This window comes from Pseudoalteromonas sp. ECSMB14103, from assembly GCF_000813065.1.
GTDB classification, from domain to species: domain Bacteria; phylum Pseudomonadota; class Gammaproteobacteria; order Enterobacterales; family Alteromonadaceae; genus Pseudoalteromonas; species Pseudoalteromonas marina.
On sequence record NZ_JWGY01000001.1, the window covers coordinates 456,385 to 479,441 of the forward strand.

21 protein-coding genes and 1 tRNA gene are annotated in these 23,057 nt (G+C 39.9%); 17 read left to right on the forward strand and 5 right to left on the reverse strand.

From position 1 onward, the window contains the following. Positions 1-16: 16 nt before the first annotated feature. From proB to gltX, 4 genes are all read left to right on the forward strand, one after another. Positions 17-1,120, forward strand: coding sequence for a glutamate 5-kinase (proB, locus tag RF53_RS02070; RefSeq protein ID WP_039036482.1), 1,104 nt, complete (start codon positions 17-19; stop codon positions 1,118-1,120). Between the two features lie 102 nt (positions 1,121-1,222). Next, positions 1,223-2,164 (forward strand): GGDEF domain-containing protein, encoded by a 942-nt coding sequence (locus RF53_RS02075; protein ID WP_039036483.1) that lies wholly within the window; start codon positions 1,223-1,225, stop codon positions 2,162-2,164. A 72-nt stretch (positions 2,165-2,236) separates the two neighbouring features. Then, on the forward strand, positions 2,237-2,596 hold the full coding sequence (locus tag RF53_RS02080; RefSeq protein ID WP_006791909.1) for a glutaredoxin family protein: 360 nt from the start codon (positions 2,237-2,239) through the stop codon (positions 2,594-2,596). 45 nt (positions 2,597-2,641) lie between these two features. Next, the gene (gene gltX / locus RF53_RS02085) at positions 2,642-4,126 is read left to right on the forward strand and encodes a glutamate--tRNA ligase (RefSeq protein ID WP_008130406.1); all 1,485 of its coding nucleotides are present in this window, start codon (positions 2,642-2,644) and stop codon (positions 4,124-4,126) included. Between the two features lie 96 nt (positions 4,127-4,222). Here gltX and RF53_RS02090 read toward each other — a convergent pair whose 3' ends face one another. After that, positions 4,223-4,621, reverse strand: a complete 399-nt coding sequence (locus RF53_RS02090) for a hypothetical protein (protein ID WP_039036484.1) — start codon at positions 4,619-4,621, stop codon at positions 4,223-4,225. A gap of 172 nt (positions 4,622-4,793) precedes the next feature. Here RF53_RS02090 and RF53_RS02095 point away from each other — a divergent pair, with 172 nt between their 5' ends. The 4 genes from RF53_RS02095 (at position 4,794) to RF53_RS02110 (ending at position 9,354) form a co-directional block, all read left to right on the forward strand. Next, positions 4,794-5,495, forward strand: coding sequence for a DUF3581 domain-containing protein (locus tag RF53_RS02095; protein WP_039036485.1), 702 nt, complete (start codon positions 4,794-4,796; stop codon positions 5,493-5,495). Between the two features lie 93 nt (positions 5,496-5,588). Continuing rightward, positions 5,589-6,836 carry a DEAD/DEAH box helicase gene (locus tag RF53_RS02100; protein ID WP_039036794.1) on the forward strand — a complete coding sequence of 416 codons (1,248 nt, stop codon included), beginning with the start codon at positions 5,589-5,591 and terminating at the stop codon, positions 6,834-6,836. Positions 6,837-7,078: 242 nt separating this feature from the next. Further along, positions 7,079-7,618, forward strand: a complete 540-nt coding sequence (locus tag RF53_RS02105) for a heme NO-binding domain-containing protein (RefSeq protein ID WP_039036486.1) — start codon at positions 7,079-7,081, stop codon at positions 7,616-7,618. Positions 7,619-7,620: 2 nt separating this feature from the next. Further along, positions 7,621-9,354, forward strand: coding sequence for a response regulator (locus RF53_RS02110; protein WP_039036487.1), 1,734 nt, complete (start codon positions 7,621-7,623; stop codon positions 9,352-9,354). A gap of 85 nt (positions 9,355-9,439) precedes the next feature. On the opposite strand, the gene RF53_RS02115 is transcribed toward RF53_RS02110, so the two are convergent. Further along, positions 9,440-10,396: a methylenetetrahydrofolate reductase gene (locus tag RF53_RS02115; protein WP_039036488.1), complete on the reverse strand. Its 957-nt coding sequence runs from the start codon at positions 10,394-10,396 to the stop codon at positions 9,440-9,442. A gap of 257 nt (positions 10,397-10,653) precedes the next feature. Between RF53_RS02115 and RF53_RS02120 the strand changes: the two genes are divergently transcribed. Further along, positions 10,654-13,533: a M16 family metallopeptidase gene (locus RF53_RS02120; RefSeq protein ID WP_039036489.1), complete on the forward strand. Its 2,880-nt coding sequence runs from the start codon at positions 10,654-10,656 to the stop codon at positions 13,531-13,533. Between the two features lie 172 nt (positions 13,534-13,705). On the opposite strand, the gene RF53_RS02125 is transcribed toward RF53_RS02120, so the two are convergent. Together RF53_RS02125 and RF53_RS02130 are read right to left on the reverse strand one after the other, a co-directional pair. Beyond that, positions 13,706-14,026 (reverse strand): helix-turn-helix transcriptional regulator, encoded by a 321-nt coding sequence (locus RF53_RS02125; RefSeq protein ID WP_010555809.1) that lies wholly within the window; start codon positions 14,024-14,026, stop codon positions 13,706-13,708. 1 nt (position 14,027) lies between these two features. Then, positions 14,028-14,435 carry a hypothetical protein gene (locus RF53_RS02130; RefSeq protein WP_039036490.1) on the reverse strand — a complete coding sequence of 136 codons (408 nt, stop codon included), beginning with the start codon at positions 14,433-14,435 and terminating at the stop codon, positions 14,028-14,030. Positions 14,436-14,737: 302 nt separating this feature from the next. On the opposite strand from RF53_RS02130, the gene RF53_RS02135 reads away from it, so the two are divergent. The 3 genes from RF53_RS02135 to RF53_RS02145 all read left to right on the forward strand — a co-directional run bounded on the left by RF53_RS02135 (position 14,738) and on the right by RF53_RS02145 (position 17,344). Then, a complete protein-coding gene (locus RF53_RS02135) occupies positions 14,738-15,667 on the forward strand; it encodes a sensor domain-containing diguanylate cyclase (protein ID WP_039036491.1) in 930 nt (309 codons plus the stop codon). Positions 15,668-15,809: 142 nt separating this feature from the next. Beyond that, complete coding sequence (cysE, locus tag RF53_RS02140) at positions 15,810-16,628, forward strand: serine O-acetyltransferase (protein WP_006791922.1); 819 nt, start codon at positions 15,810-15,812, stop codon at positions 16,626-16,628. Between the two features lie 35 nt (positions 16,629-16,663). Then, positions 16,664-17,344 (forward strand): hypothetical protein, encoded by a 681-nt coding sequence (locus RF53_RS02145; protein WP_039036492.1) that lies wholly within the window; start codon positions 16,664-16,666, stop codon positions 17,342-17,344. Here RF53_RS02145 and xseA read toward each other — a convergent pair. Beyond that, a complete protein-coding gene (xseA, locus tag RF53_RS02150; protein WP_006791924.1) occupies positions 17,341-18,672 on the reverse strand; it encodes an exodeoxyribonuclease VII large subunit in 1,332 nt (443 codons plus the stop codon). The two genes, RF53_RS02145 and xseA, sit on opposite strands and share 4 nt — an antisense overlap. 147 nt (positions 18,673-18,819) lie before the next feature. Between xseA and guaB the strand changes: the two genes are divergently transcribed. The 5 genes from guaB to rimI all read left to right on the forward strand — a co-directional run bounded on the left by guaB (position 18,820) and on the right by rimI (position 23,032). After that, positions 18,820-20,289, forward strand: coding sequence for an IMP dehydrogenase (gene guaB / locus RF53_RS02155; protein WP_039036493.1), 1,470 nt, complete (start codon positions 18,820-18,822; stop codon positions 20,287-20,289). Positions 20,290-20,386: 97 nt separating this feature from the next. Further along, the gene (gene guaA / locus RF53_RS02160; protein ID WP_039036494.1) at positions 20,387-21,964 is read left to right on the forward strand and encodes a glutamine-hydrolyzing GMP synthase; all 1,578 of its coding nucleotides are present in this window, start codon (positions 20,387-20,389) and stop codon (positions 21,962-21,964) included. A gap of 154 nt (positions 21,965-22,118) precedes the next feature. Then, a tRNA-Trp gene (locus RF53_RS02165) sits at positions 22,119-22,195 on the forward strand. A gap of 65 nt (positions 22,196-22,260) precedes the next feature. After that, a complete protein-coding gene (locus RF53_RS02170; RefSeq protein WP_039036495.1) occupies positions 22,261-22,578 on the forward strand; it encodes a hypothetical protein in 318 nt (105 codons plus the stop codon). Beyond that, positions 22,565-23,032: a ribosomal protein S18-alanine N-acetyltransferase gene (gene rimI / locus RF53_RS02175; RefSeq protein WP_039036496.1), complete on the forward strand. Its 468-nt coding sequence runs from the start codon at positions 22,565-22,567 to the stop codon at positions 23,030-23,032. The genes RF53_RS02170 and rimI overlap by 14 nt, the downstream gene beginning before the upstream one ends. Positions 23,033-23,057 lie beyond the last annotated feature (25 nt).

Genomic DNA, 23,057 nt, shown 5'->3' on the forward strand with positions numbered 1-23,057 from the left:
TTAATAGCTAAAAACAATGCAAAGGGAACAGATAATAGTTGTAAAGTTAGGTACAAGCGTACTAACTGGTGGCACCGATAAACTAGATAAAGCTCATATGGTTGAGTTAGTTCGCCAATGCTGCGAGCTTAAAAAGCAGGGGCATCAGGTTGTTATGGTATCGAGCGGCGCCGTAGCTGCAGGCCGTGAGCAACTATTAAAATCCTGTGGTACGAGCTTAGTGGATAAACAAATGTTAGCCGCCATTGGGCAGGGCCAACTTATTCATATATGGCAAAGTTTATTTGCCTTGTATGGTGTAAACGTAGGGCAAATGCTGCTAACACGCGCTGATGTTGATGACAGAGAGCGCTACTTAAACGCACGCGATACATTAACGGCCTTACTTAGTTACAACGTGGTGCCTATTATAAATGAAAACGATGCGGTGGCGACAAGCGAAATAAAAGTGGGTGATAACGATAACCTATCGGCCTTGGTGGCTATATTAGCTAATGCAGACAAATTACTATTACTTACCGATCAAGACGGCTTGTTTACCAGCGATCCGCGCACCAATGCCGATGCAAAGCTTATTGACGAAGTAACTCACATAAACGATGAACTGCGTCAACTTGCTGGTGGCAGTGGTACTAACTTAGGCACTGGCGGTATGGCAACAAAGCTGCAAGCGGCTGATATAGCAAGGCGTGCAGGCGTTGAAGTCATTATTGCCAAAGGCGCTGGCAGCAACGTTATTTTAAAATGCATGAGCGAGCAATTACCGGGTACTCGCTTTTTAAAGTTGACAGCGCCTAAAGATGGTCGCAAAAAATGGTTATTAGCCGGGCCTAAAAGTAATGGGCAAATAGCAATAGACGCAGGCGCTATTAGTGCGCTGCAAAATAATGGGGCAAGTTTATTGGCCAAAGGAGTCACTTGTGCCTTTGGGGATTTTGAGCGTGGTGATTTAATAGATTTGATTGATACAAATAACCAAGTAATTGCGCGTGGTTTAACCCGCTTTAGTCGCTCGGAGGTTAATAAAATTAAAGGCGCACATTCAAAAAATATTGCACAGTTACTTAGTTATGACGCTGGGGCAGAAGTATTGCATAGGGATGATTTGGTACTACTTTAATGCTTAGCTAAAAAGCATGTATTTTAATTAACTGTCTAATTATTTAGTAAAGTTATAGATTACGTCTAAAATGGTTAAAAATTATTCAAATTGGGTGTGGCAATGCAAGCCAATTCATGTGGCCACGAGTGGGTAGTCGAACTCACTTGTCAGGAAGACGAAAGCCATTTAGATTCGGCTTTAATAGACGTGCTAGGTGACTTACTAAGCGTCGATAATTTTGCTATTTACATAAACAAGCACGTTACCTTGCAAGCCCCACCTATACTGATAAACACACACAGCAACTTAAAATACTTAGAGCCCAGTCAAGCCCAATTAATCCTTAATAAAGCAACGCCTAGTAAAACAAGGGTTATTCATACGACTGATGATGTAACAACATACATCCCGGTTAATCATAGCGATACTATTCTGGGTGTTTTAATTATTAAAACCAAGCAGTTAATAACCGACAGAATAAGTGCATTAGCGATGTACATTTTAAATGTATATGCGAATCAATTATGGATTTTGCATAAGTCGCGGCTTGATCCTTTAACGGGGCTTTTAAATCGCCAAACCTTTGACATTACCGGTAATGGTTTTTTATTACCCCGAGAGCAAGCAGATACAAAACGCTGTTGGTATTTAGCCATTGTTGACATTGATTTATTTAAAAATGTTAACGATACATTTGGCCATGTAGTTGGCGACGGTGTAATTGCACAAGTTGCTAAACTCATAAAAAATAATTTTAGAATTGAAGATTATGCTTTTAGATACGGAGGGGAAGAGTTTGCAATAGTGTTTCAGTCGCAAACAAATACGGATGCACTTAATGCACTCACCCGTTTACGACAGCGAGTAGCCAGTCATGATTTTGAGCACATACAGCAGTTAACAATCAGTATTGGCTTTTTAGAGCTACAGAGCGCTGATACCGTTTCAAGCATAGTAAACCAAGCCGACATGGCGTTATATCACTCAAAAAAAACTGGACGGAATAAGGTGACATCATGTCACGAACTTACGCTCAGTAAAGAAGTCAGTATTTCTCAATAGTATTGAGCTTTTTTGATTGTAAAATTGTGCTAAAATCTGGCTCCTTAAATTGTTGTAGTCAGAGTATTAAGTATGAAATTCGTTCGTTGGTTTTTAGGTTGTATAATTTTATTCTTTAATTTTATATTTACTCCTCGTAGTAAAAAGCGTGCAAGCGAAGAGCAAGCCAAGCTTGATCTGCAAACCTCTCATTTTAAACTTTACCAATTTAAAGCATGCCCGTTTTGTGTGAAAGTACGTCGTGCTATTAAGCGCGAAGGCTTAAACATAGAAACACGCGATGCAAAAGACAATGAGCAATATCGTCAAGAGCTACTAGAACAAGGTGGCAAAATAAAAGTGCCTTGTTTACGTATAGAGCAAAATGGCCAAACTCAATGGCTTTACGAATCTAACGATATTATTGCGTACTTAAATAAAGTAGCTGCTTAAACGATTCACTTAATTTTTATCTCACTTATTTAAAGAGACATTATCATGACAATCCGTACTCGTGTTGCCCCGTCACCTACTGGTGACCCGCATCTTGGCACCGCTTATATTGCATTATTTAACTACTGTTTTGCTAAGCAGCAAGGCGGCGAATTTGTTCTTCGTATCGAAGATACAGACCAAGTACGAAGCACACCTGAGTCGGAACAAGCGATAATGGATAGCCTACGTTGGTTAGGTCTTGAGTGGGATCATGGCCCTGATGTAGGCGGTGAATTTGGCCCGTACCGTCAGTCTGAACGTAGCGATTTATATAAAAAATACGCACACCAACTTGTTGAGCAAGGCAAAGCATTTTACTGTTTTGCAACAAGCGAAGAGCTTGACCAAATGCGCGAAGAGCAAATGGCTGAAGGTCTGCGTCCTAAATACGACGGTCGTGGTTTAAACCACACCGAAGACGAAATTAAAGCTAACCTAGCTGCAGGTAAGCCTTACGTTATCCGTATGAAAATTCCAAGCGAAGGGACCTTTAAGTTCAACGACTACCTACGCGACGAAATTGAGATCCCGTGGGAAAACGTAGACATGCAAGTGCTATTAAAAGCTGATGGCTTCCCAACGTATTTTTTAGCAAATGTGGTAGACGATCACCACATGCAAATTAGCCATATTTTCCGTGGAGAAGAGTGGATTAACTCAGCACCTAAACTATTAAAGCTTTACGAAGATTTTGGTTGGGAAGCGCCAGTACTTGGGCACCTGCCATTATTACGTAACCCAGATAAGTCAAAGCTTTCTAAGCGTAAAAACCCTACAAGTATCAATTACTACAAAGAAATGGGTTACCTACCAGAAGCGGTACTTAACTACTTAGGCCGCATGGGCTGGTCAATGCCAGACGAGCGTGAAAAGTTCACACTTGATGAAATGATTGAACACTTTGACATGAAACGTGTATCGCTTGGTGGCCCAGTATTTGACGTAGATAAGTTAAGCTGGTTAAACGGTACGTGGATCCGCGAAAACTTGACTGACGAAGAGCTTGTGCAGCGCTTTGTTGATTGGAAGTTTAACGGCGAAATGCTAGCTAAAGTATTACCAGAAGCTAAAACGCGTATTAATACGCTGTCGGATATGGTTGATTTAGCAGGTCATTTTGTAGGTGGTATTCCAACTTACGACCCAGCACTGTTAACGGCGGGCAAAGCCGACGAAAATGTAATACGCCAAGCACTACAATTTTTTGTATGGCAATTAGAAGGCTTACGTAGTTTTGATAAGCCAGCTATTTTTGCCATTGCAAAAGAGGTTGCCACATTCCACGAGCTAAAAATTAAAGACTTTTTAGAGCCAATATTTGTAGCAATCACAGGTAAAACGTCATCAACGTCGGTACTTGATGCAATGGAAATTTTAGGCTCTGACTTATCACGTGCGCGTTTACGTGTAGCACTCGCTCATTTAGGTATTTCTAAAAAACAAGCTAAAAATATTGAGCGTGCGTACCGCACATACCCAAGCGCATAATCTTTAGTCATACTTTTTAAAAAGCCGAGCTTATTAAATAAGCTCGGCTTTTTTGTTTTAGGGAGCCAGTGTTAATTAGTTCTGGTATTACTGCATTTATTTCAAGTCGTAAGCTTGACCCGTACAAGTAACCGAAATGTCGCAATAAGATTGAGGAGTTTCTCTACAAGAATTAATAGTAAAGGCATTACCGCCTTTGCGCATTGCATCCGCTTTAAGTGAATCTATGGCACTTGATTTGGCGCGATTGTAACTAACGTTATTGTTTTCACCACGGCCATCTCCATGACAGCTCTCGCCTTCAATTCGGCCTAATAATGAAGCACCGCTTTCATGGGCTTGTTGGTCACTATAAAATTGGTGAAGGTCTCTTTTATTTACATAAGTACCAATTTCATCACCTAAAACATCGTTGTTTATATTGGTATGGTAAGTAACGCCAGAACACCCAGTTAGTGCAGTTAGCACACAGGTTACAGCAAAAATACGCAGCATAATGATTAATCCCTTAGTTATTGTTGGCTTAAGAACAAATTATCAATAAAAACAAAAGCAAGCAAAGCAAAAGCAAAAGTAAGTTGTATCATTTTGTAAGTGATTCGACCTCTCTTTAAATTTTTTCTGGTAGTATGGGTAAGTTATAAGCAGTTTAAGCAGTGAACAAACTATGTTAAGTCCTTACTTTCAGCAGCACGCTGATTATGTTTCTATCTCTCGTGAGCAAGGGTGTCGTTTCGCAAAGTGCGTTGCCGATGATTACAATCCACTTCATGATAAAGATGCCAAAAAGTTTTGCGCGCCAGGAGACTTACTTTTTTCTTTAGTGTTAGACCGCTACGGTATAAGTGAGCGAATGGAATTTACCTTTGCTGGCATGGTTGACGAAAATACCAAACTTAACTTCCCACAAGGGGATGATGAGTTTGATGTAACCAACGGCGACAAAGTAATTTTAAAGGTAAAACGCGAAGGTAAAACCAGCAAATGCCCAACACTTACTAATAGCTTAATAAAAAACTATGTTGAGTTTTCTGGTGCAGCTTTCCCGCATGTCATTATTCCGTTAATGGGCAAGCAAGAGGTAATGATTAACCCAGCGCGCCCTATGGTTATTTACGAGTCGATGATTATTAATCTTGATAACATTGAGATTAAAGCACCAACGCTTGAATTTGCAGAGCCAAGCTTTGAATATACAGGTAAGCGCGGCAAAATTACCCTGCGCTTTAACCTATTAGAAAACGGCGAAAAAGTTGGTTTTGGTGAAAAGCACATGGTGGTGTCGGGTATTCGTGAATACTGCCAAGCAACTGTTGATGACTTAATCGCATTTTATAATGAGCGGAAAGCGACCTTAAAACCAGTTTAAAATCAGCATTTAAATGAGGCGCTATTGATAGCGCCTTTTTTATTGCTAAAGCTCAGGTATAATGGCGCTCTTTGTTATTTTAAAGCTAAGCCTATGTCCGCTACATCATTTTCATCACTTAATCTCGACCCGTTATTATTAACAGCGATTGAGCAAAATAATTACACTACGCCAACCGCAATTCAGATTAAAACTATTCCGCCAATTCTCGCGGGCAACGATGTAATGGGCAGCGCACAAACTGGCACAGGTAAAACAGCAGCCTTTGTATTGCCACTACTACATAAGCTTTTAAATACACCAAAAAAAGATGAGCCAGGCATTGCCCGAGTGGTCATTTTAACGCCTACGCGAGAGCTTGCTCAGCAAGTGTTTGCAAGCTTTGAAAAATACGCTCAAGGCAGTAATATTCATGGCGCTTTAGCGTATGGCGGCGCAAGTATTAGCCCGCAAATTAAAGCACTTAAAACGGCGCAAGTGATAGTGGCAACACCAGGTCGTTTGCTCGATCATATAGTCAAAGGCAGTGTGGTGCTTTCTAGTGTTGATTCATTAGTATTTGATGAAGCCGACCGCATGCTCGATATGGGCTTTATTGATGAAATAAAACGTATTTTGCGCCACATTCCAGGCGATCGCCAAACGTTATTGTTTTCAGCCACATTCGATGACAGCGTGTTTGAGCTAAGTAAAAAACTACTTAAAAACCCCGAGCTGATTGAAGTTGATAAACGTAACTCAGCCGCCGTTGAAGTAGAGCAAATTATTTACGCAGTTGATGAAGACCGTAAGCGCGAACTTGTATCGCATATGATCGGCATGAAAAATTGGCGCCAAGTACTTATATTTACGCGTACTAAACAAATGGCCGATAAGCTTGCCAAAGAAATGTGTAAAGACGGTTTAAAAACAGAATCCATTCATGGCGATAAATCGCAAGGCGCGCGAGACCGTGCACTACAAAACTTTAAAGAAGGTACTACTCGCGTATTAGTTGCCACCGATGTAGCTGCCCGTGGTTTAGATATTCCAGCCCTTAAATACGTAATTAACTTTGAATTGCCATACATAGCTGAAGATTATGTCCACCGCATAGGCCGTACGGGTCGCGCAGGCGAGCAAGGCCTTGCAATGTCGCTTGTAAGTATTGACGAGCAATGGTTACTTGAAGAAATTGAAGTACTGCTTGATACGCGTTTAGCACCACAATGGTTAGAAGGTTACGAGCCTGACTTAAACAAAGCCCCTAAAGATAACCGAAAAAACACCAATAAAGCGCGTAAAGATCGTGACAAAAAGCGTATTACAGGTAAAAGGGCACCAAGCAGACGACGAAAATAATAGCCAGTAGCATGGGGCAGTTAATGCCCCATTTAGTTATAAAAAATTAGTTTTTAAATAGTATTTAGCAATTTTATACACATCAGCTGCGCTTATTTTAATGGTCATTTTTACATAAAGCGGCAAAATAAATAATCCCCCCTTTAAATCGCAATACTTTGTAAGTGTTTTTTCTTCTTACAAATGTGCATTATTACAGTTTAAATCTATACTTAATCTACGACTAATAGATTGGTAGAGCGATGAAAGGTATTATTTTTACTGAATTTTTAGAAATGGTCGAAAGCACATTTTCACCTGCCGTTGCCGATCAAATTATTGAACAAAACGAACTTGATTCCAATGGGATTTACACCAGCGTTGGTAACTATAACAAGCAAGAGCTTTTAAAATTAGTGACTTCGTTGAGCAACATCGTCGATGTTCCAGTAGATGTACTGGTTAAAGAGTACGGAAAATATCTGTTAACGCGCTTCTTGGTTTGCTATCCACAGTTTTTTGAAAACCTCACTACCACGTTTGATTTTTTAGATACCATAGATAGACACGTGCATATAGAAGTTGAAAAATTGTACACCGACGTTGAGTTACCTAGTTTTCAAACCAAGCGATTAAGTGATACTCAAATGCAGATGGTTTACCATTCGAGTAATCCCTTTGCAGTGCTCGCTGAGGGGTTAATAGAAGGTGCAGCCGAGCATTTTAAGGAAAATATCAGCATACGCAGCGATATCAGTGACGATCATCAAGTTGCTACATTTAACTTAACTCTGGTCGGTTAAATATGGATGTAGCTCTTTTACAACGCAGATTAGAACGAGAGCGTTTGGCACGAAAAGAAGCTGAAAAACTACTTGAAGCCAAATCGTTACAGCTTTACGAAGCCAATAAGGTGCTCAAAGGTGCGGCTGAAAATTTGGAGCAGGAGGTTGCTAACAGAACTCACGACCTTGAACTGGCTAAACAAGATGCAGAAGCTGCGAATGAGGCTAAATCAGACTTTTTAGCAAACATGAGCCATGAGATTCGCACCCCGATGAATGCCATAATAGGCATGGCTTATTTGGCTTTAGATACTGAGCTTTCGGAAAAACAGCGCGACTATGTTGAAAAAATTCATTATTCGGCAGAGTCTTTATTAGGGATCATCAACGATATTTTAGACTTTTCAAAGGTTGAAGCGGGTAAAATAGAGCTAGAACAAAAAGAATTCAATTTTAATACCTTCCTAGAAAATCTTGTAAATATTATTAGCACGCTAGCATCACAAAGAAAAATTGAAGTGGTGTTTGATATTGACCCCTTACTGCCTGACTTTTTTATTGGTGATGCATTAAGACTCAACCAAGTACTATTAAATCTGTTAAATAATGCACTTAAATTTTCAACACGGGGTAAGGTTATATTAGCTGTAAAACTAGTTCAGAAAGTAGATAGTTATTGCAGTGTTGCTTTCTCTATTTCAGATAACGGCATTGGGATGACCCAAGCACAAGTTGACTCACTATTTAAACCTTTTACTCAGGCTGACGTATCGACAACCCGAAAGTTTGGTGGAACGGGGCTTGGTTTGGTAATAAGCAAAACATTGGTCGAACTAATGCAGGGCGATATTACAGTAAACAGCAAATTAAATAAGGGGAGCTGCTTTAGTTTTACTATTCCACTCAATTATTCGACTAAGCAAAATGAGTTTGAAATATCACAAATTAGAGCCAAGCGAGCACTTGTTATTGAGAGTTCAGATAGTCAGTTAACATCATTACAAACGCTGCTTTTAGGTTTTGAAGTAAAATTTGACACTGTAAATAACATCAACCAAGTATTAGACCGGCTAGGCATGCTACATGATTACGATTTTATATTTATAGATTGGCGAACTTTAAATTTAAATCATGATAGTGCTGCGCAGTCTTTGCGCAATAAGCTTAAATTAAATGCAAAAAAGCTAATTGTAATAGCGCCTTGTGAAAATAAAGCGCTAAACGAAAGCCTACTAGGGTTTGGTAATAACACTTATAAAGTACTCATAAAACCAATAATTAAAAGTACTTTGCATAACGTACTTTTACAGATTATGCATATAAAAACACTAAAAAAACCAGAATCACAAGAGAGCTTAAATACACAAAACACACTACAAAAACTGCAAGGCATTCATATTTTATTGGTTGAAGATAACCCGCTCAATCAACAAGTAGCTACACAAATACTGCGTAAAAATGGCTTAATTGTTGATATTGCTAACGATGGGCTTGAGGCATTAGATGCGCTAAAACATAAAACTTACGATGGTGTGTTAATGGACTGCCAAATGCCTAGAATGGATGGTTATACGGCAGCCATAGAAATAAAGAAACAAGCAAAGTTTAAAAATTTACCCATTATTGCAATGACTGCTAATACAAGAGAAACGGATCTATTAAAGGCGCAAGATAGCGGTATGGATGGCTATATTTCAAAGCCCATTAAGGTTGAAAGTATGTTTGAAGTAATAGCAAAGTGGGTGTGTATTTAATTTTTTTGAGTTGTTTACTTAATAAGCTGGTGAGGTAAAAAAGGCAAGCATTAGCTTGCCAAGAAGGGTGTAAATTAGTTTAACTTTACGATATTTGTTTCTCAGCTAGGTTGAGCTCCATAGTTGCTTTTAATAAACGGTATAGGTTAATTGATGCGTCAATTTCTTCTTTACGGTTTGTTAAGCTTTCAATGTTTAAACCCAGTGGCACGTCTAGGTGTGCACAGCTTTTTAAAATTGAATCGAGATTTTCGCGGCAAATACGCACCGATTCACTCAAGGTGTTGTCGGCGTCAAGCATGCGCCATTTGGTCGCCTCAGGAACAGAAATCCCTAGCCATTGCATGAACTCTAGGGTTTTTTCACCGCCACATGGTGTAAACGTGAGTATAATACGTTTTGGTGTAACGCCTTGTGCCTTGCAGGTACGCGCGTAACTTGTTATTAAATCAATAGTAGCTTGAGCATTATAAACCGCTTGCGATATAAAAAATTGGCAACCTTGTGTTGTTTTTTCTATTAAGCGTTCGTGTTCATTACGTTTACTTGCATGTCGCTCTGCAATGGTTACGCCTCCTAAAAAGAAGTCATCACTTTGCTTAGCTAATGTCTTATAAGCGTCAGGTAGGCTTAGTTTAATATCACCTTCCGACGATGGGCTACCCACTAAAACGACATTTTTTAAATCAAACTCGTTTTTAGTTTCATCTAGCCACTTTTTAAATTCAGCCTCACCGCGTTGCGCTACGCTTTTGTAGGTAATTACATCTAGGCGTGATAAGTCTTTTAGCAACTTACTGTACTCACGCGGATCAACCGTTTGTTTAAATGGAAACGGACGAGCCTGATTAGTACGGCTACTCTCATCTTGAATATCGTAAATTACAACACCGTCGTATTCAATTTCGTGTAAGCGGCCTAATAGTTTTTCTGCAATGGTTTTTAACTGCGCTTTATCAGTGCCTATTTTGGGTGGCGTTGTGCCAATAAGATAAACACCTTGATTAGTGTCCTCAATTTTCTCTTGAAGTGATAAAGCCATAATCCTCATTCCAGCTCAATGGTTGATAGATTTAATATAGCAGCCATTTAGACGTCTAGATAGATTTTTTAAGTGAAAGTTTTTCAAGCAACGTGAGGATTATTCATACAAAGGAGTTCCTAAATTAAGTGCATGACACAGTTGTTTACATAATAAAGCGACTGAGGGCTCTTATATTCATTGGCTTTGGGGCATAATTAGTAGTGAAATTGTAAATATTTTGACAACAACTTTGCTCAATTTACTAAAGGACAATTATGAAATTTAAATTATTAGCAACAAGCCTTGCGGTATCACTCGCTTTAACTGGCTGTGCAATGCAAAAAAATGAAACAACACAAGCAGCAAAACAAGAACAAATAAAAACAACTGACGACCGTGTTTTTTCACAAGATTACTTAATTGAAGAGCTTGAGAATGGCTTACGTGTAATGGTTGTAAAAACGGATTACCCTGATGTCGTTTCGTTGCAAATACCCGTTTCTGTTGGCTCGCGTAATGAAGTAGAAGCGGGCAAGACCGGCTTTGCTCATTTTTTTGAACATATGGTATTTAAAGGCTCTAAAAAATTTCCGCAAGACGAATACACCGCCATATTCAAAAATGCAGGGGTTGATAACCGTGCATACACTACCAACGATTACACTAACTACCATTTAAACTTTTCAAAGCAGCACCTTGATAAAGTACTTGAGATTGAAGCTGATATTTTCCAAAACTTAACCTACACCGAAGAGCAATTTAGAACCGAAGCATTGACGGTAAAAGGTGAGTACTTAAAAAATAACGCCAGCCCGATTCGCAAGTTATTAAGTGCTGTGCGTGCAGAGGCTTTTGAAAAGCATACTTACAAACACACCACAATGGGCTTTTTTGAAGACATAGAAGCCATGCCAGACCAAATGGCTTACGGTAAAGAATTTTTTGATAAGTTTTATAAGCCAGAATATGTATCGCTAGTTATTGTGGGTGATGTTGACCTAAAAGCCACAATGGCAATGGTTAAAAAACACTGGGGTGGTTGGGAAAAAGGCAATTACGTTGCCGATATTAAAGCTGAGCCAAAACAGCAAGCTCCTAAATATTTGCATGAACAAAATAAAGCCTTGCCGGGGCATTGGCTATTGGTATCGTATAAAGGTGCTGCGTGGGAACCCGCTAAAAAAGACAGAGCTGCACTTGATTTAATCTCGCAGCTTTATTTTTCAAGTAACTCAGATTTATATCAAGAGCTCGTTGTTGATAAACAAATAGCGAGTCAAATGTTTACTTATAATCCAGAAACCAAAGATCCAGGCTTACTGCATGTATTTGTAAAAGTAGAAAACGCTGATGATTTAGCAAAAGCGCGTGATGCAATTAACCGCACTTATGCAAAAGCCAGAACAGAATTGGTCGATGCACAAAAATTAAGTGACTTAAAGTCTAACCTTAAATATGGCTTTATTAATGGTTTAGATTCGTCGCAAGCAATTGCATCAACGCTTGCAAGTTACATGCATTTTGAGCGCGACCCTGAGGTTATTAACCAGCTTTATAAATCAGCCGACAACATCACCGCTGAGGATATTAAAGCGGTTGCTAATAAATACTTTGTAGATAACACGCGTACTACTGTAACTATGTCGGCACTTGATAAAGCACCGGGGTTTGCAGAAGAGGCGAGTTTAAGTGCAGTAGTTGCAAAACTTGAACAAGCCCCAGAGGCACCTGTATTTAAAGTGCTTGATAAAACCAATAGCTCGCCGCTGATTGATGTAAACTTTTTATTTAATACAGGGGCAGCTGCTGATCCTCAAGGTAAAAAAGGTGTAGCTGCGCTTACCGCCGCAATGCTTGCTCAAGGTGGGTCGCAAAGTACCAGCTACAAAGAAATTCAAAAAGCGCTTTATCCGCTTGCAGGTAGTTTTGGTTACCAGATTGACAAAGAAATGCTGTCGTTCCAAGGGCGTATTCATAAAGATAACGCTGAAACTTGGTATGCACTTGTAAGCGAACAATTACTTAACCCAGGCTTTAGAGACGATGACTTTAAACGCCTTAAAAAAGAAATGATCGACGGTATTAAGTCGGGATTAAAAGCATCTAACGATGAAGAGCTAGGTAAAGAAGTACTCTACAGCACGCTTTACAAAGGCCACCCATTTGAGAGCTACAACTACGGTGATATTTCTGATTTAGAAGCATTAACGCTTGATGATGTAAAAGCATTTTACAATTCAGAGCTTACTCAATCTAAACTAACACTGGGTTTAATTGGCGCCGTGCCAAAAGCGCTTAAAGCAAATATTATGAGCGATTTAGCAACCTTACCTAAAGGCGAGCAAAACCGTTTAAGTATTCCTGATGCGCCAGAGCTTAAAGGCCATCATGCAACGATTGTAGAAAAATCAGCGCAATCGACGGCAGTGTCGTTTGGCTTCCCAATTGATACTATTCGCAGCAGCGAAGATTGGACTGCCCTTTGGCTTGTGCGTTCGTACTTTGGTGAGCATCGTAGTTCTAACTCATACTTATATGAGCGAATTCGTCAAACGCGCGGTATGAATTACGGTGATTACGCATATATTGAATACTTCCCACGTGGTATGTTTCAAACTAAGCCTGATGCAAATTTAGGGCGTTCTGAGCAAATATTCCAAGTATGGTTGCGCCCACTTCGCTCTAACAACGACGCGCACTTTGCAACGCGTACCGCATTATTTGAGCTGGATAAGCTTATTAAAAACGGCTTAACTGAAGAAGATTTTGAGGCAACACGTAACTTTTTAATTAACTACGTGCCGCAGCTTGTAGCAAGTCAAAACCGCCAGCTAGGTTATGCACTTGATAGCGAATTTTATAACACTGAATCGTTTGTAAAATACGTAACAAGTAAACTTGAAAAGCTAACGCTTGCTGATGTGAATCGGGTGATTAAAGATAATCTACAAACAGATAACGTGCAGTACGTGTTTATTACCGGTGACGGTGAAGACATGAAAAAACGTTTAGTGTCAGAGCAAACATCGCCAATGGTTTACAACACAGAAAAACCAGCAGCGCTTGTTGCAGAGGATAAAGTTATTGCCGATTACGCATTAGCTATTCCGGCTAACAATATTGAAGTAGTGAAAGTTGACAGTGTTTTTAAATAAACCTTAAACAAAACGACTTGTAGATAATGAAAAGCCCCACGTTTGGGGCTTTTTTATAGCATTGAGCCAACGTTTATCCCTAACCCTAAAATTATTACTGCGCTTATTATGGCTATTAATGTGATATGGCCTCGTAATTCTTTTTCTTTACGTTCTGACATTTTTTAGCGCCTCAACTCATTATAAAAAATACAGTGATCATCCCCAATATAAAGCTGACTACTGACGATAGTGCTAAAATTGAGGTTATATTACGCGTGTTTAAAGCTGGACTAACATCGCAAGAGTTAGTGTTATCTTCAAGTTTAATTAATTCACCTTGGCGTACTTCCAATACAGCACATAAAGCCATTGTTGTTTCTTTTGATGCTGCACCTTCTTTCTCTACCCGTTGAATTGTTCGTAAACTAACATCGCAGGCGTCAGCAAGTTGCTGCTGAGTCCAATTTAACTGGCCTCTGAGTGATTTAACAGTTGTAGGATTTAATTGCACGTTAAAGCTTCCCTACAAATAGCTCAACAATGGTTGCAGTTGCATAGCCAAACACTGCACCGCCTAATGCGCAACCAGCAATAAAAAAGAAAGCCTTTTTAGGATCGTCAGGAAGACTGCATTGAATTTGTTTGGCAACGACTTTTGTATCTTTATAAAGTGTGCACTCCATTCGCCCTGTGAGTATGTTGAGCATGTTAAACTTTACTTGGTACTGTGAGTTCTCAAAATCAAAAGAGTGGGTGCTTGTGCAATTTACATTGCGCTTTTTACTAAATAAATCATCATTTATGTACACCTCTTCTTTACCAGTAAAGTAACTTCCAAAACAGGCTATTTGATTGTCGCCATCTTGAAAATAAAATTTATAGCCGAGTTTTTTAGTATTTAATATGTCGTTTTTCATCATCGTTATCCTTGTTGAGTTGATGATGCTAATTTAGCGTTTATTATTATTTTTTACGCCGTCATGAATATGCCAGTGAGCAGTTTGGCATATGACACTGTGTATGTCATGTGTGTTTAACTACTGATTTTAATGTGTTTTATTTAATTTTTGTTCAGGTTTAAAATGAGTGGTGCTGTCGTATCATTTTTATTCTTTGATTGAGTAAATAATAAATTTAAAGAAAAGTACGCATTTATTTTTGTCAAAAAAACGCTAAGTACATATACTTTCAGACAATTATTCTTATAAGTCTGAAGGTAAGCGTGCTAGATGATAAATTATTTTTAAAGTTAGTTTTGGACACTATGCCAGAGCAGGTTGTTGTAATTAATAAAGAAGGAGAAATGGTTTTTATAAATAAAGGATGGCAAAACTTTGGTGAAGAAAATGACTGCTCATGCGGTGCTTGGGAAAAAGAAAATTATTTATTTACATGTAAAAAAGCCGCAGACAATGGTGACGAAATAGGCGAAAGGGCACTGAAGGGAATTAATGCTGTTATTAATGCAGAGCAAGAAGCGTTTTATTTAGAATACCCATGCCATAGTGATGATGAAAAACGCTGGTTTATGATGCGCGTAGTACCATTTAAGTACAGTACTGATTTTTATTATGTAATTACGCATCAAAATATTACAGAGCGAAAGCTCGCTGAAGAAGAAGTCCAGAAACTGGCCAATATTGATGGGCTGACTGATATATTTAATCGTGGTTATTTTGATAGCTTTTTAGAGCAAGAATGGAATAGGTGTAAGCGTTTAAACATGCCTCTTTCATTGGCATTAATTGATTTAGATGACTTTAAGCTACTTAACGACACTTATGGTCATCAACAAGGTGATGAGTGTTTAAAACAAGTTGCGGCAGTCCTTAAGCAATATACAAAAAGACCCAGTGATATTTGCGCACGTTTTGGCGGGGAGGAGTTTGTACTTGTTTATGGCAACACAAACTCTGAGCAAGCAACAATAATTATTAATGCTATTGTAGAGCAGCTAAAGCAGCTTAATATTTGTAATGAGCTGTCTTTACCAAGTAAAACGCTTACTGTTAGTGTTGGGCTGGCAAGTGTTATTCCTTGTAACAGTTATAAAATACGAAATATGGTTAAAGAAGCCGATGACTTATTATACAAAGCAAAAACTGCGGGTAAAAATTTATTATGTGCAGCCGATTTAACCGTGGTTGACTAAATTTTAAATACTTAGTTGTTAAATGTGCTTTGTTATACCTAATAACCAGAACAAATAACTAAGGCGTTAACACCTTGAGCTTTAAATCCGTTAGACTTAGCAAAAGGCTCTTTTTTATATCAATTTAAGGCAGTTCAGTATTATGCGTCATGAAATTTGGCAACAGCTTCGAAGTGAAGCAAATGAAGTCGTCACTCGCGAACCACTTTTAGCAAGTCACGTGTATTCATGTATTTTGAATCATGAGTGCTTGGGTTCGGCGTTAAGCTTTATTGTTGCTAATAAATTGGCGGATGCTGTTGTATCTGCATTTACTATTCGTGAATTATTCGATCAATCATTTGTAAAATGCGATCGCATGCTGTCTTTTGTCGCAGAAGACATTAAAGCTGTAAAAGATAGAGACCCAGCCGCAGAAACCTACCTGACTGTTATTTTAAATTTAAAGGGGTTTCATGCTATTCAGGCTCACCGTTTAGCTAACTGCTTGTGGCAACAAAACCGTAAAGAACTGGCGCGTTTTATTCAAAGCCGTACTTCTGAAGTGTTTGGTGTAGATATTCACCCTGCTTGTCAGGTTGGTAAAGGCATAATGTTTGACCATGCAACGGGTATTGTTATTGGTGAAACGGCGGTCATTGAAGATAATGTATCAATACTGCAATCGGTTACGCTTGGCGGTACAGGTAATGAGCAGGGCGATCGTCATCCTAAGATTAGAGCGGGTGTGTTAATTGGCGCAGGAGCAAAAGTGCTGGGTAATATTGAAGTGGGTGAGGGCGCACGTATTGGTGCAGGGTCGGTGGTATTAACTGCTGTGCCACCTCATACAACGGCCGTTGGCGTACCTGCAAAAATTATTGGCAGACCTGAATGCCCGTGTCCTGCGCAAAGTATGAACCAAAACTTTTTAGCTACACCAGAGCCAGAAAACGAATCGCATACCAGCGCTATGCTGTGACATAGAATAAAAAATAAAACTTAAAAGGAATTAAGATGAACAAAAATGACGTGTTAACCCTTGGAGTTGGGTTTATTGCCGGTGTGGGTTTAACTTGGGGCTATTTTAGTTTGGCTTCAAGTGACTCAACTCCCGCAAAGGTACAGCATGCTGATACAAAGCAGCAGACCCCTATTGTTCAGCCAGCTAAAATAAGTGAAGCAACAGCAAAGCGTGTTGTACCAGCTGCGCCTGAGCAAAGTGCTCGCTTAGAGCAAAAAGATATTTCCCCTAAACCAGCTCCACAACCCCTTGATGAGCTTCCCCTAGAAGAGCAAGTTACACAGCTTAAGCTGCAATTAGCTCAGCAAAAGTCGGTAATGGAAAGTGTGGTCAAGCAGTTGCGAGCTCCAAATGATGTGCAAGCCGCTTTACAGGCACAGTTTGATGAGCAACAACGTAACGAAGAATGGGCTTATCAAACTGAAACCGCCTTGCAGGATTTTTTACTTACCGCAGATTTAGCCTCAACGCCTGATATTGTCACTGCAGAATGTAAAACATCGGTTTGTAAATTTAAACTTACAGCGCCAACGGATAACGATTCATTCGATCATACCCAATGGCGAGAGCTAAACGATAAGTTAATGAAGCAAAAGCTTTGGTTGCAATTTAAAAGAACAACCTCGACTTCAAGCGACACCGAACTAACGTTACTAATGGCAACAGAGCTTTAAAGCGCTGTTGACTTTACAGAGCCATCGACCAGCTCTGTAACTAAAACATCACCGGCTTTAATTTGACCCACAGATTTAACCACTTTCCCTTGTTGTGTTTTAGTGATGCTATAACCGCGTGCCAAAACATTAAGCGGGCTTACCGAATCTAGCTTACTTGCTTGTAATGCCAGGCTATTATTGGCTTGTTGTAATTGTTGTTGTATAGCTTGGTTTAATCTTGCTTGTAACTGCGATAGTTGATGAGAAGCTTGCGCTAGCTTTTTGTCGGGAGATTGACGCATTAAACGTGGCGTTAAATTATTAAGCGTGCGCTCTTGTTGGTACAACCGGCTTTGCATAGCTTGTTGTAAGGCAATACTTAACTCATCTAATCGCTGCGCTTTTTGATTTAGCTGATTGCGCGGGTGGCATAGATTTAAACGATGTTGCAATTGGGTTGCGAGTGCACGCTTATCTGCAATGCTATGTTTAAATGCATTATTTAACCGGTTAATAAGCTGGGTTACTTTGCTATGCAACTCTTGTGTGTTAGGACTTACAAGCTCAGCCGCCGCAGAAGGGGTAGGGGCCCGCATATCGGCAACATAATCACTGATTGTGGTGTCTATTTCATGGCCTACGGCACTTATAATAGGTAAATCACTGTTATGAATAGCGCGGGCGAGTTGTTCGTGATTAAAACACCACAGATCTTCAAGTGAACCACCGCCGCGCCCTAAAATAAGTATGTCTACTTCGTTGCGTGCATTGGCTAACTCTATTTGGTTAATCAAATGTACGTGGGCTTCTTTACCTTGTACCATGGCTGGGTAAATAATGACTTCTAATTGCGGTGCGCGGCGTTTAAGTACGGTTAATATATCTTTTATAGCTGCGCCCGTTGCAGAGGTTATTACACCAATACGGTTTATATTTTGCGGCAGTGGTTTTTTGTATGCAGAGCTAAACAGTCCTTCAGCAGCAAGACGCATTTTTAGTGCATCAAACTCTTGCTTGAGTTGGCCTTCGCCTGCCGGTTCCATATGTTCAACAATAAGCTGGTAATCGCCGCGGGGCTCATAAAGTGATACGCGTGCTTTTACTGTTACTTGTGCGCCGTTTTCTGGGCGGTAACTTTGGCTTCGGTTATTACCTCGCCACATAGCCGCTTTAATTTGTGCTTTGTCATCTTTTAACGAAAAATACCAATGCCCAGAAGCTGGCGCAATAAAATTAGAAATTTCACCAGTAAGCACTAATGAAGCAAAGCCTTGCTCTAGTACTGTTCTGATCTCTCTATTAAGGCGCGAGACGGTATAAACCGTTTGCGAAGGCTTTGAAAACATAAAAAACAACCTAAAACTATTTATGAGGCAAGTTATAAGGGAAGTTTATCATAAATATTTGCGAAATATTATTTACGAATGCCTATAACGCTGTTAAAATTTGGCCGCAATTCCTTATCTTAGATCCACATGTGAGAAGTTGCCAAAATGCTTAGAATTGCTAAAGAAGCTCTTACCTTTGATGACGTACTTTTAGTACCAGGTCATTCTACTGTTTTGCCACACACGGCAAATATTTCAACTCGCTTAACGCGTGGTATCAAACTTAACTTGCCGCTTATTTCAGCATCTATGGATACTGTTACAGAAGCTCGTTTAGCTATTGCCCTTGCGCAAGAAGGTGGTCTTGGTTTTATTCATAAAAACATGACTATTGAAGAACAAGCGAAAAACGTACGAAAAGTTAAAACCTACGAAGCGGGTATTGTGTCTTACCCTGTAACAGTGACTGCTGATTTAACAATTGCAGATGCTATGGATCTTGCTGAAGAAAAAGGGTTCTCAGGCTTTCCTGTTACCGACCCAGAAAACACTTTAGTAGGTATTGTTACAAGCCGCGATATGCGTTTTGAGACAAAACTTGAACAGCCAATTTCGACTGTTATGACTAAAAAAGAAAAGCTAGTTACCGTTAAGGAAGGCGCAGCTCGCGAAGAAATTTTAGGTTTAATGCACGAACACCGCATTGAGAAGATTTTAGTTGTTGATGATGCGTTTAAACTTAAAGGCATGATCACCGTAAAAGATTACCAAAAAGCGCAAGATAAACCACATGCATGTAAAGACGATCAGGGTCGTTTACGTGTAGGTGCTGCGGTTGGTGTTGGCGCTGGTACTGATGAGCGTATTGCTGCATTAGTTGAAGCGGGTGTTGATGTATTACTTATTGACACTTCTCATGGCCACTCTCAAGGTGTTATTGACCGTGTATCTGCAACTCGTCAGGCTTATCCAGATCTTCAAATTGTAGCGGGTAACGTTGCAACTGCTGAGGGAGCAATAGCGCTAGCTGATGCCGGTGTTGATGCAGTAAAAGTAGGGATCGGTCCTGGTTCTATTTGTACAACCCGTATTGTTACCGGTTGTGGTGTTCCACAAATCACGGCTATTTCAGATGCAGTTGATGGCTTAAAAGGTCGCGACATTCCAGTAATTGCCGATGGTGGTATTCGTTTTTCAGGCGACATTGTGAAAGCGCTTGTTGCGGGTGCATCGTGTGTAATGGTGGGCTCAATGCTCGCAGGTACCGAAGAAGCGCCAGGCGAAGTAGAACTATATCAAGGCCGTTACTACAAATCATACCGTGGTATGGGCAGCTTAGGCGCGATGGATCAAAAAGAAGGTTCATCAGATCGCTACTTCCAAAAATCAAACGAAGCTGACAAGTTAGTCCCTGAAGGTATTGAAGGTCGCGTAGCGTATAAAGGGCCAATAGCGACTATTATTCACCAGCAGGTAGGTGGCCTTCGCAGCGCAATGGGCTTAACGGGTTGTGCAACAATTGAAGAGCTAAACACTAAGCCTCAGTTTGTGCGTGTTACATCTGCAGGTATGGGTGAGTCGCACGTTCATGATGTGCAAATTACTAAAGAAGCACCAAATTACCGCTTAGGTTAAACAACGACTTGAAATTACGGGGCTGGCTTTTACCAGCCCTCTTTAATAGCCACTAAGCAAATTAGTGGAATTTAGCATCTACTTTACGAGATACTCCATGAGCAAAGATATTCACGATTCACGAATTCTCATTTTAGACTTTGGTTCACAATACACTCAGCTAATCGCTCGCCGTATACGCGAAATTGGTGTTTACTGTGAGCTGTGGGCATGGGATGTGACTGAAGAGCAAATACGCGAGTTTAACCCACAAGGTATTATTCTTTCTGGTGGCCCAGAGTCAACCACACTTGAAAACAGCCCGCGCGCTCCTGAGTATGTGTTTAATGCAGGCGTTCCTGTATTAGGCATTTGTTATGGCATGCAAACAATGGCTACTCAGCTTGGTGGTAGTGTTCACAGCTCTGATAAAAAAGAGTTTGGTTATGCGCAAGTTGAAAAGGTAGGCAACTGTGCATTGTTTGATGCAATTGAAGATCATATTACCGATGGCGGCAATGGCGTTTTAGACGTATGGATGAGCCACGGCGATAAAGTAATGGAAGTACCAGCAAGCTTTAGCACTACAGCTAAAACACCAACGTGTCCGCATGCTGCTATGTCTAACGAAGAAAAACGTTTTTACGGCGTACAGTTTCACCCAGAAGTAACGCACACTCACCAAGGTCAGCGTTTATTAGAGCGCTTTGCTATTGATATTTGTGGTTGTGAAAAACTGTGGACTCCAGCAAAAATTATTGATGATGCCATTGAGCGCATTAAAGAAACCGTTGGCGACGACGAAGTTATCTTAGGCTTATCAGGCGGTGTTGATTCATCGGTTGTAGCTATGCTTATTCATCGTGCCATTGGTGATAGATTAACCTGTGTATTTGTTGATAACGGTTTACTTCGTTTAAACGAAGGTCAGCAAGTAATGGACATGTTTGGCAACAAGTTTGGTTTAAACATTGTTAAGGTTGATGCTGAAGATCAATTTTTAGCTGACCTTGCCGGTAAGTCAGATCCAGAAGATAAGCGTAAAGCTATTGGCCACACGTTCATTAATGTATTTGATGAGCAAGCTAAAAAACTTAAGAACGCTAAATGGTTAGGTCAAGGTACCATTTACCCAGACGTCATTGAGTCTGCAGCATCTGCTACAGGTAAAGCACACGTTATTAAATCTCACCACAATGTGGGCGGATTACCAGATGACATGAAAATGGGTCTAGTTGAGCCACTACGTGAGTTATTTAAAGATGAAGTACGTAAAATTGGTTTAGAGCTAGGTTTACCGTACGACATGCTTTACCGCCACCCATTCCCTGGTCCTGGTTTAGGTGTACGTGTACTTGGTGAAATTAAAAAAGAGTACTGTGATTTACTTCGCCGTGCAGATGCTATTTTCATTGAAGAGCTGCACAAAGCCGAGCTTTACCATAAAGTTAGCCAAGCGTTTACCGTGTTCTTACCAGTTAAATCGGTAGGTGTTATGGGCGATGCACGTAAGTACGATTGGGTTGTTTCACTTCGTTGTGTTGAAACTATCGACTTTATGACGGCGCGTTGGTCACATTTACCGTATGAGTTTTTGGGTGTGGTTTCTAACCGTATCATTAACGAAATTGATGGTATTTCACGCGTTGTTTACGATATTTCTGGTAAGCCACCGGCAACCATTGAGTGGGAATAATTTACCCTGCATTTAGTTTTGTAAATTAAAGTGATAAAAAACGGCGAATTAGCATGCTAATTCGCCGTTTTGTTTATTTAAAAAGCAGTTAAACTAAATGTGTGATTTTTCTCTTTACCTTTAGCGAAACTTCTCTATAATTCGTCGTCATTGCAGGGGCGTAGTTCCAATTGGTAGAACAGCGGTCTCCAAAACCGACGGTTGGGAGTTCGAATCTCTCCGCCCCTGCCATTTCTTCTTTACATCGTATTTATTAATTCTTATATTATCTTATTTCCTCATTTCATCGAGTCGTTATGCATTCACGGTACGCAGCTGTTTTTGATATTGAAAATCTCGAATTAAATACTCATTTTCGACCAGTAAATACTGAACCCCTTAGAAATAATGTTGAAAAAGAATTAACGCCTGCTTCATTTGAATCCCTTGAGCTTTCTAGCCAATTACTTGCAGATATTAATCGTGCAGCAGTGCCTGTAGCTATAAATAGCGTGGTGAAAAGCAAGCACATACAATTAACGGGTGATCAGCTTGAATTGCCATCCCCACAGCTAAATGCAACCGATAAACGTGCTTTGTGGGCTTTAATAAGTGAACACCTTGATAAACTTTAAACCTGTAAATAATGATGCCGTAGAAGCGCTTATGGCTATTGAAAATGCGTGCCATAGTCATCCTTGGACTTTAAAAACGATGAGTTCATGTATTGGTGGGCGTTATTTTAATTTAGCGGCTTTTGATAGTGACATACTCGTTGGTTTTTACATTGGTGAAAAAGCAGGGCCAGATTTTACGCTTATGGATATATGCGTGACGCCTGAGCGCCAAGGTAAGGGGATTGCTAAGCAGCTATTGAGTAAATTTATAGAGCACGGTGAACAGCAAAATGCTGAAAATTTATTTTTAGAAGTTCGAGAGTCAAATACGCGTGCAATTAAACTTTATGAGCAAGCTGGGTTTATAGAGATGTCGGTACGAAAGAATTATTACCCAAGTGATGATGTAACTAAAAACGGTTTTGAAGATGCTATTTTAATGGGTATGGCATTAAGCTTAGGGTTTATGTAATTCTTTTTAGTTACAGGCAGCCAAC

What these genes read in the sequence shown, in the direction of transcription:
- proB (WP_039036482.1), top strand. Translation starts at nt 17, where the DNA reads ATGCAAAGGGAACAGATAATAGTTGTAAAGTTAGGTACAAGCGTACTA.
- RF53_RS02075 (WP_039036483.1), top strand. Translation starts at nt 1,223, where the DNA reads ATGCAAGCCAATTCATGTGGCCACGAGTGGGTAGTCGAACTCACTTGT.
- RF53_RS02080 (WP_006791909.1), top strand. Translation starts at nt 2,237, where the DNA reads ATGAAATTCGTTCGTTGGTTTTTAGGTTGTATAATTTTATTCTTTAAT.
- gltX (WP_008130406.1), top strand. Translation starts at nt 2,642, where the DNA reads ATGACAATCCGTACTCGTGTTGCCCCGTCACCTACTGGTGACCCGCAT.
- RF53_RS02090 (WP_039036484.1), bottom strand. Translation starts at nt 4,621, where the DNA reads ATGCTGCGTATTTTTGCTGTAACCTGTGTGCTAACTGCACTAACTGGG.
- RF53_RS02095 (WP_039036485.1), top strand. Translation starts at nt 4,794, where the DNA reads ATGTTAAGTCCTTACTTTCAGCAGCACGCTGATTATGTTTCTATCTCT.
- RF53_RS02100 (WP_039036794.1), top strand. Translation starts at nt 5,589, where the DNA reads ATGTCCGCTACATCATTTTCATCACTTAATCTCGACCCGTTATTATTA.
- RF53_RS02105 (WP_039036486.1), top strand. Translation starts at nt 7,079, where the DNA reads ATGAAAGGTATTATTTTTACTGAATTTTTAGAAATGGTCGAAAGCACA.
- RF53_RS02110 (WP_039036487.1), top strand. Translation starts at nt 7,621, where the DNA reads ATGGATGTAGCTCTTTTACAACGCAGATTAGAACGAGAGCGTTTGGCA.
- RF53_RS02115 (WP_039036488.1), bottom strand. Translation starts at nt 10,396, where the DNA reads ATGGCTTTATCACTTCAAGAGAAAATTGAGGACACTAATCAAGGTGTT.
- RF53_RS02120 (WP_039036489.1), top strand. Translation starts at nt 10,654, where the DNA reads ATGAAATTTAAATTATTAGCAACAAGCCTTGCGGTATCACTCGCTTTA.
- RF53_RS02130 (WP_039036490.1), bottom strand. Translation starts at nt 14,435, where the DNA reads ATGATGAAAAACGACATATTAAATACTAAAAAACTCGGCTATAAATTT.
- cysE (WP_006791922.1), top strand. Translation starts at nt 15,810, where the DNA reads ATGCGTCATGAAATTTGGCAACAGCTTCGAAGTGAAGCAAATGAAGTC.
- RF53_RS02145 (WP_039036492.1), top strand. Translation starts at nt 16,664, where the DNA reads ATGAACAAAAATGACGTGTTAACCCTTGGAGTTGGGTTTATTGCCGGT.
- xseA (WP_006791924.1), bottom strand. Translation starts at nt 18,672, where the DNA reads ATGTTTTCAAAGCCTTCGCAAACGGTTTATACCGTCTCGCGCCTTAAT.
- guaB (WP_039036493.1), top strand. Translation starts at nt 18,820, where the DNA reads ATGCTTAGAATTGCTAAAGAAGCTCTTACCTTTGATGACGTACTTTTA.
- guaA (WP_039036494.1), top strand. Translation starts at nt 20,387, where the DNA reads ATGAGCAAAGATATTCACGATTCACGAATTCTCATTTTAGACTTTGGT.
- RF53_RS02170 (WP_039036495.1), top strand. Translation starts at nt 22,261, where the DNA reads ATGCATTCACGGTACGCAGCTGTTTTTGATATTGAAAATCTCGAATTA.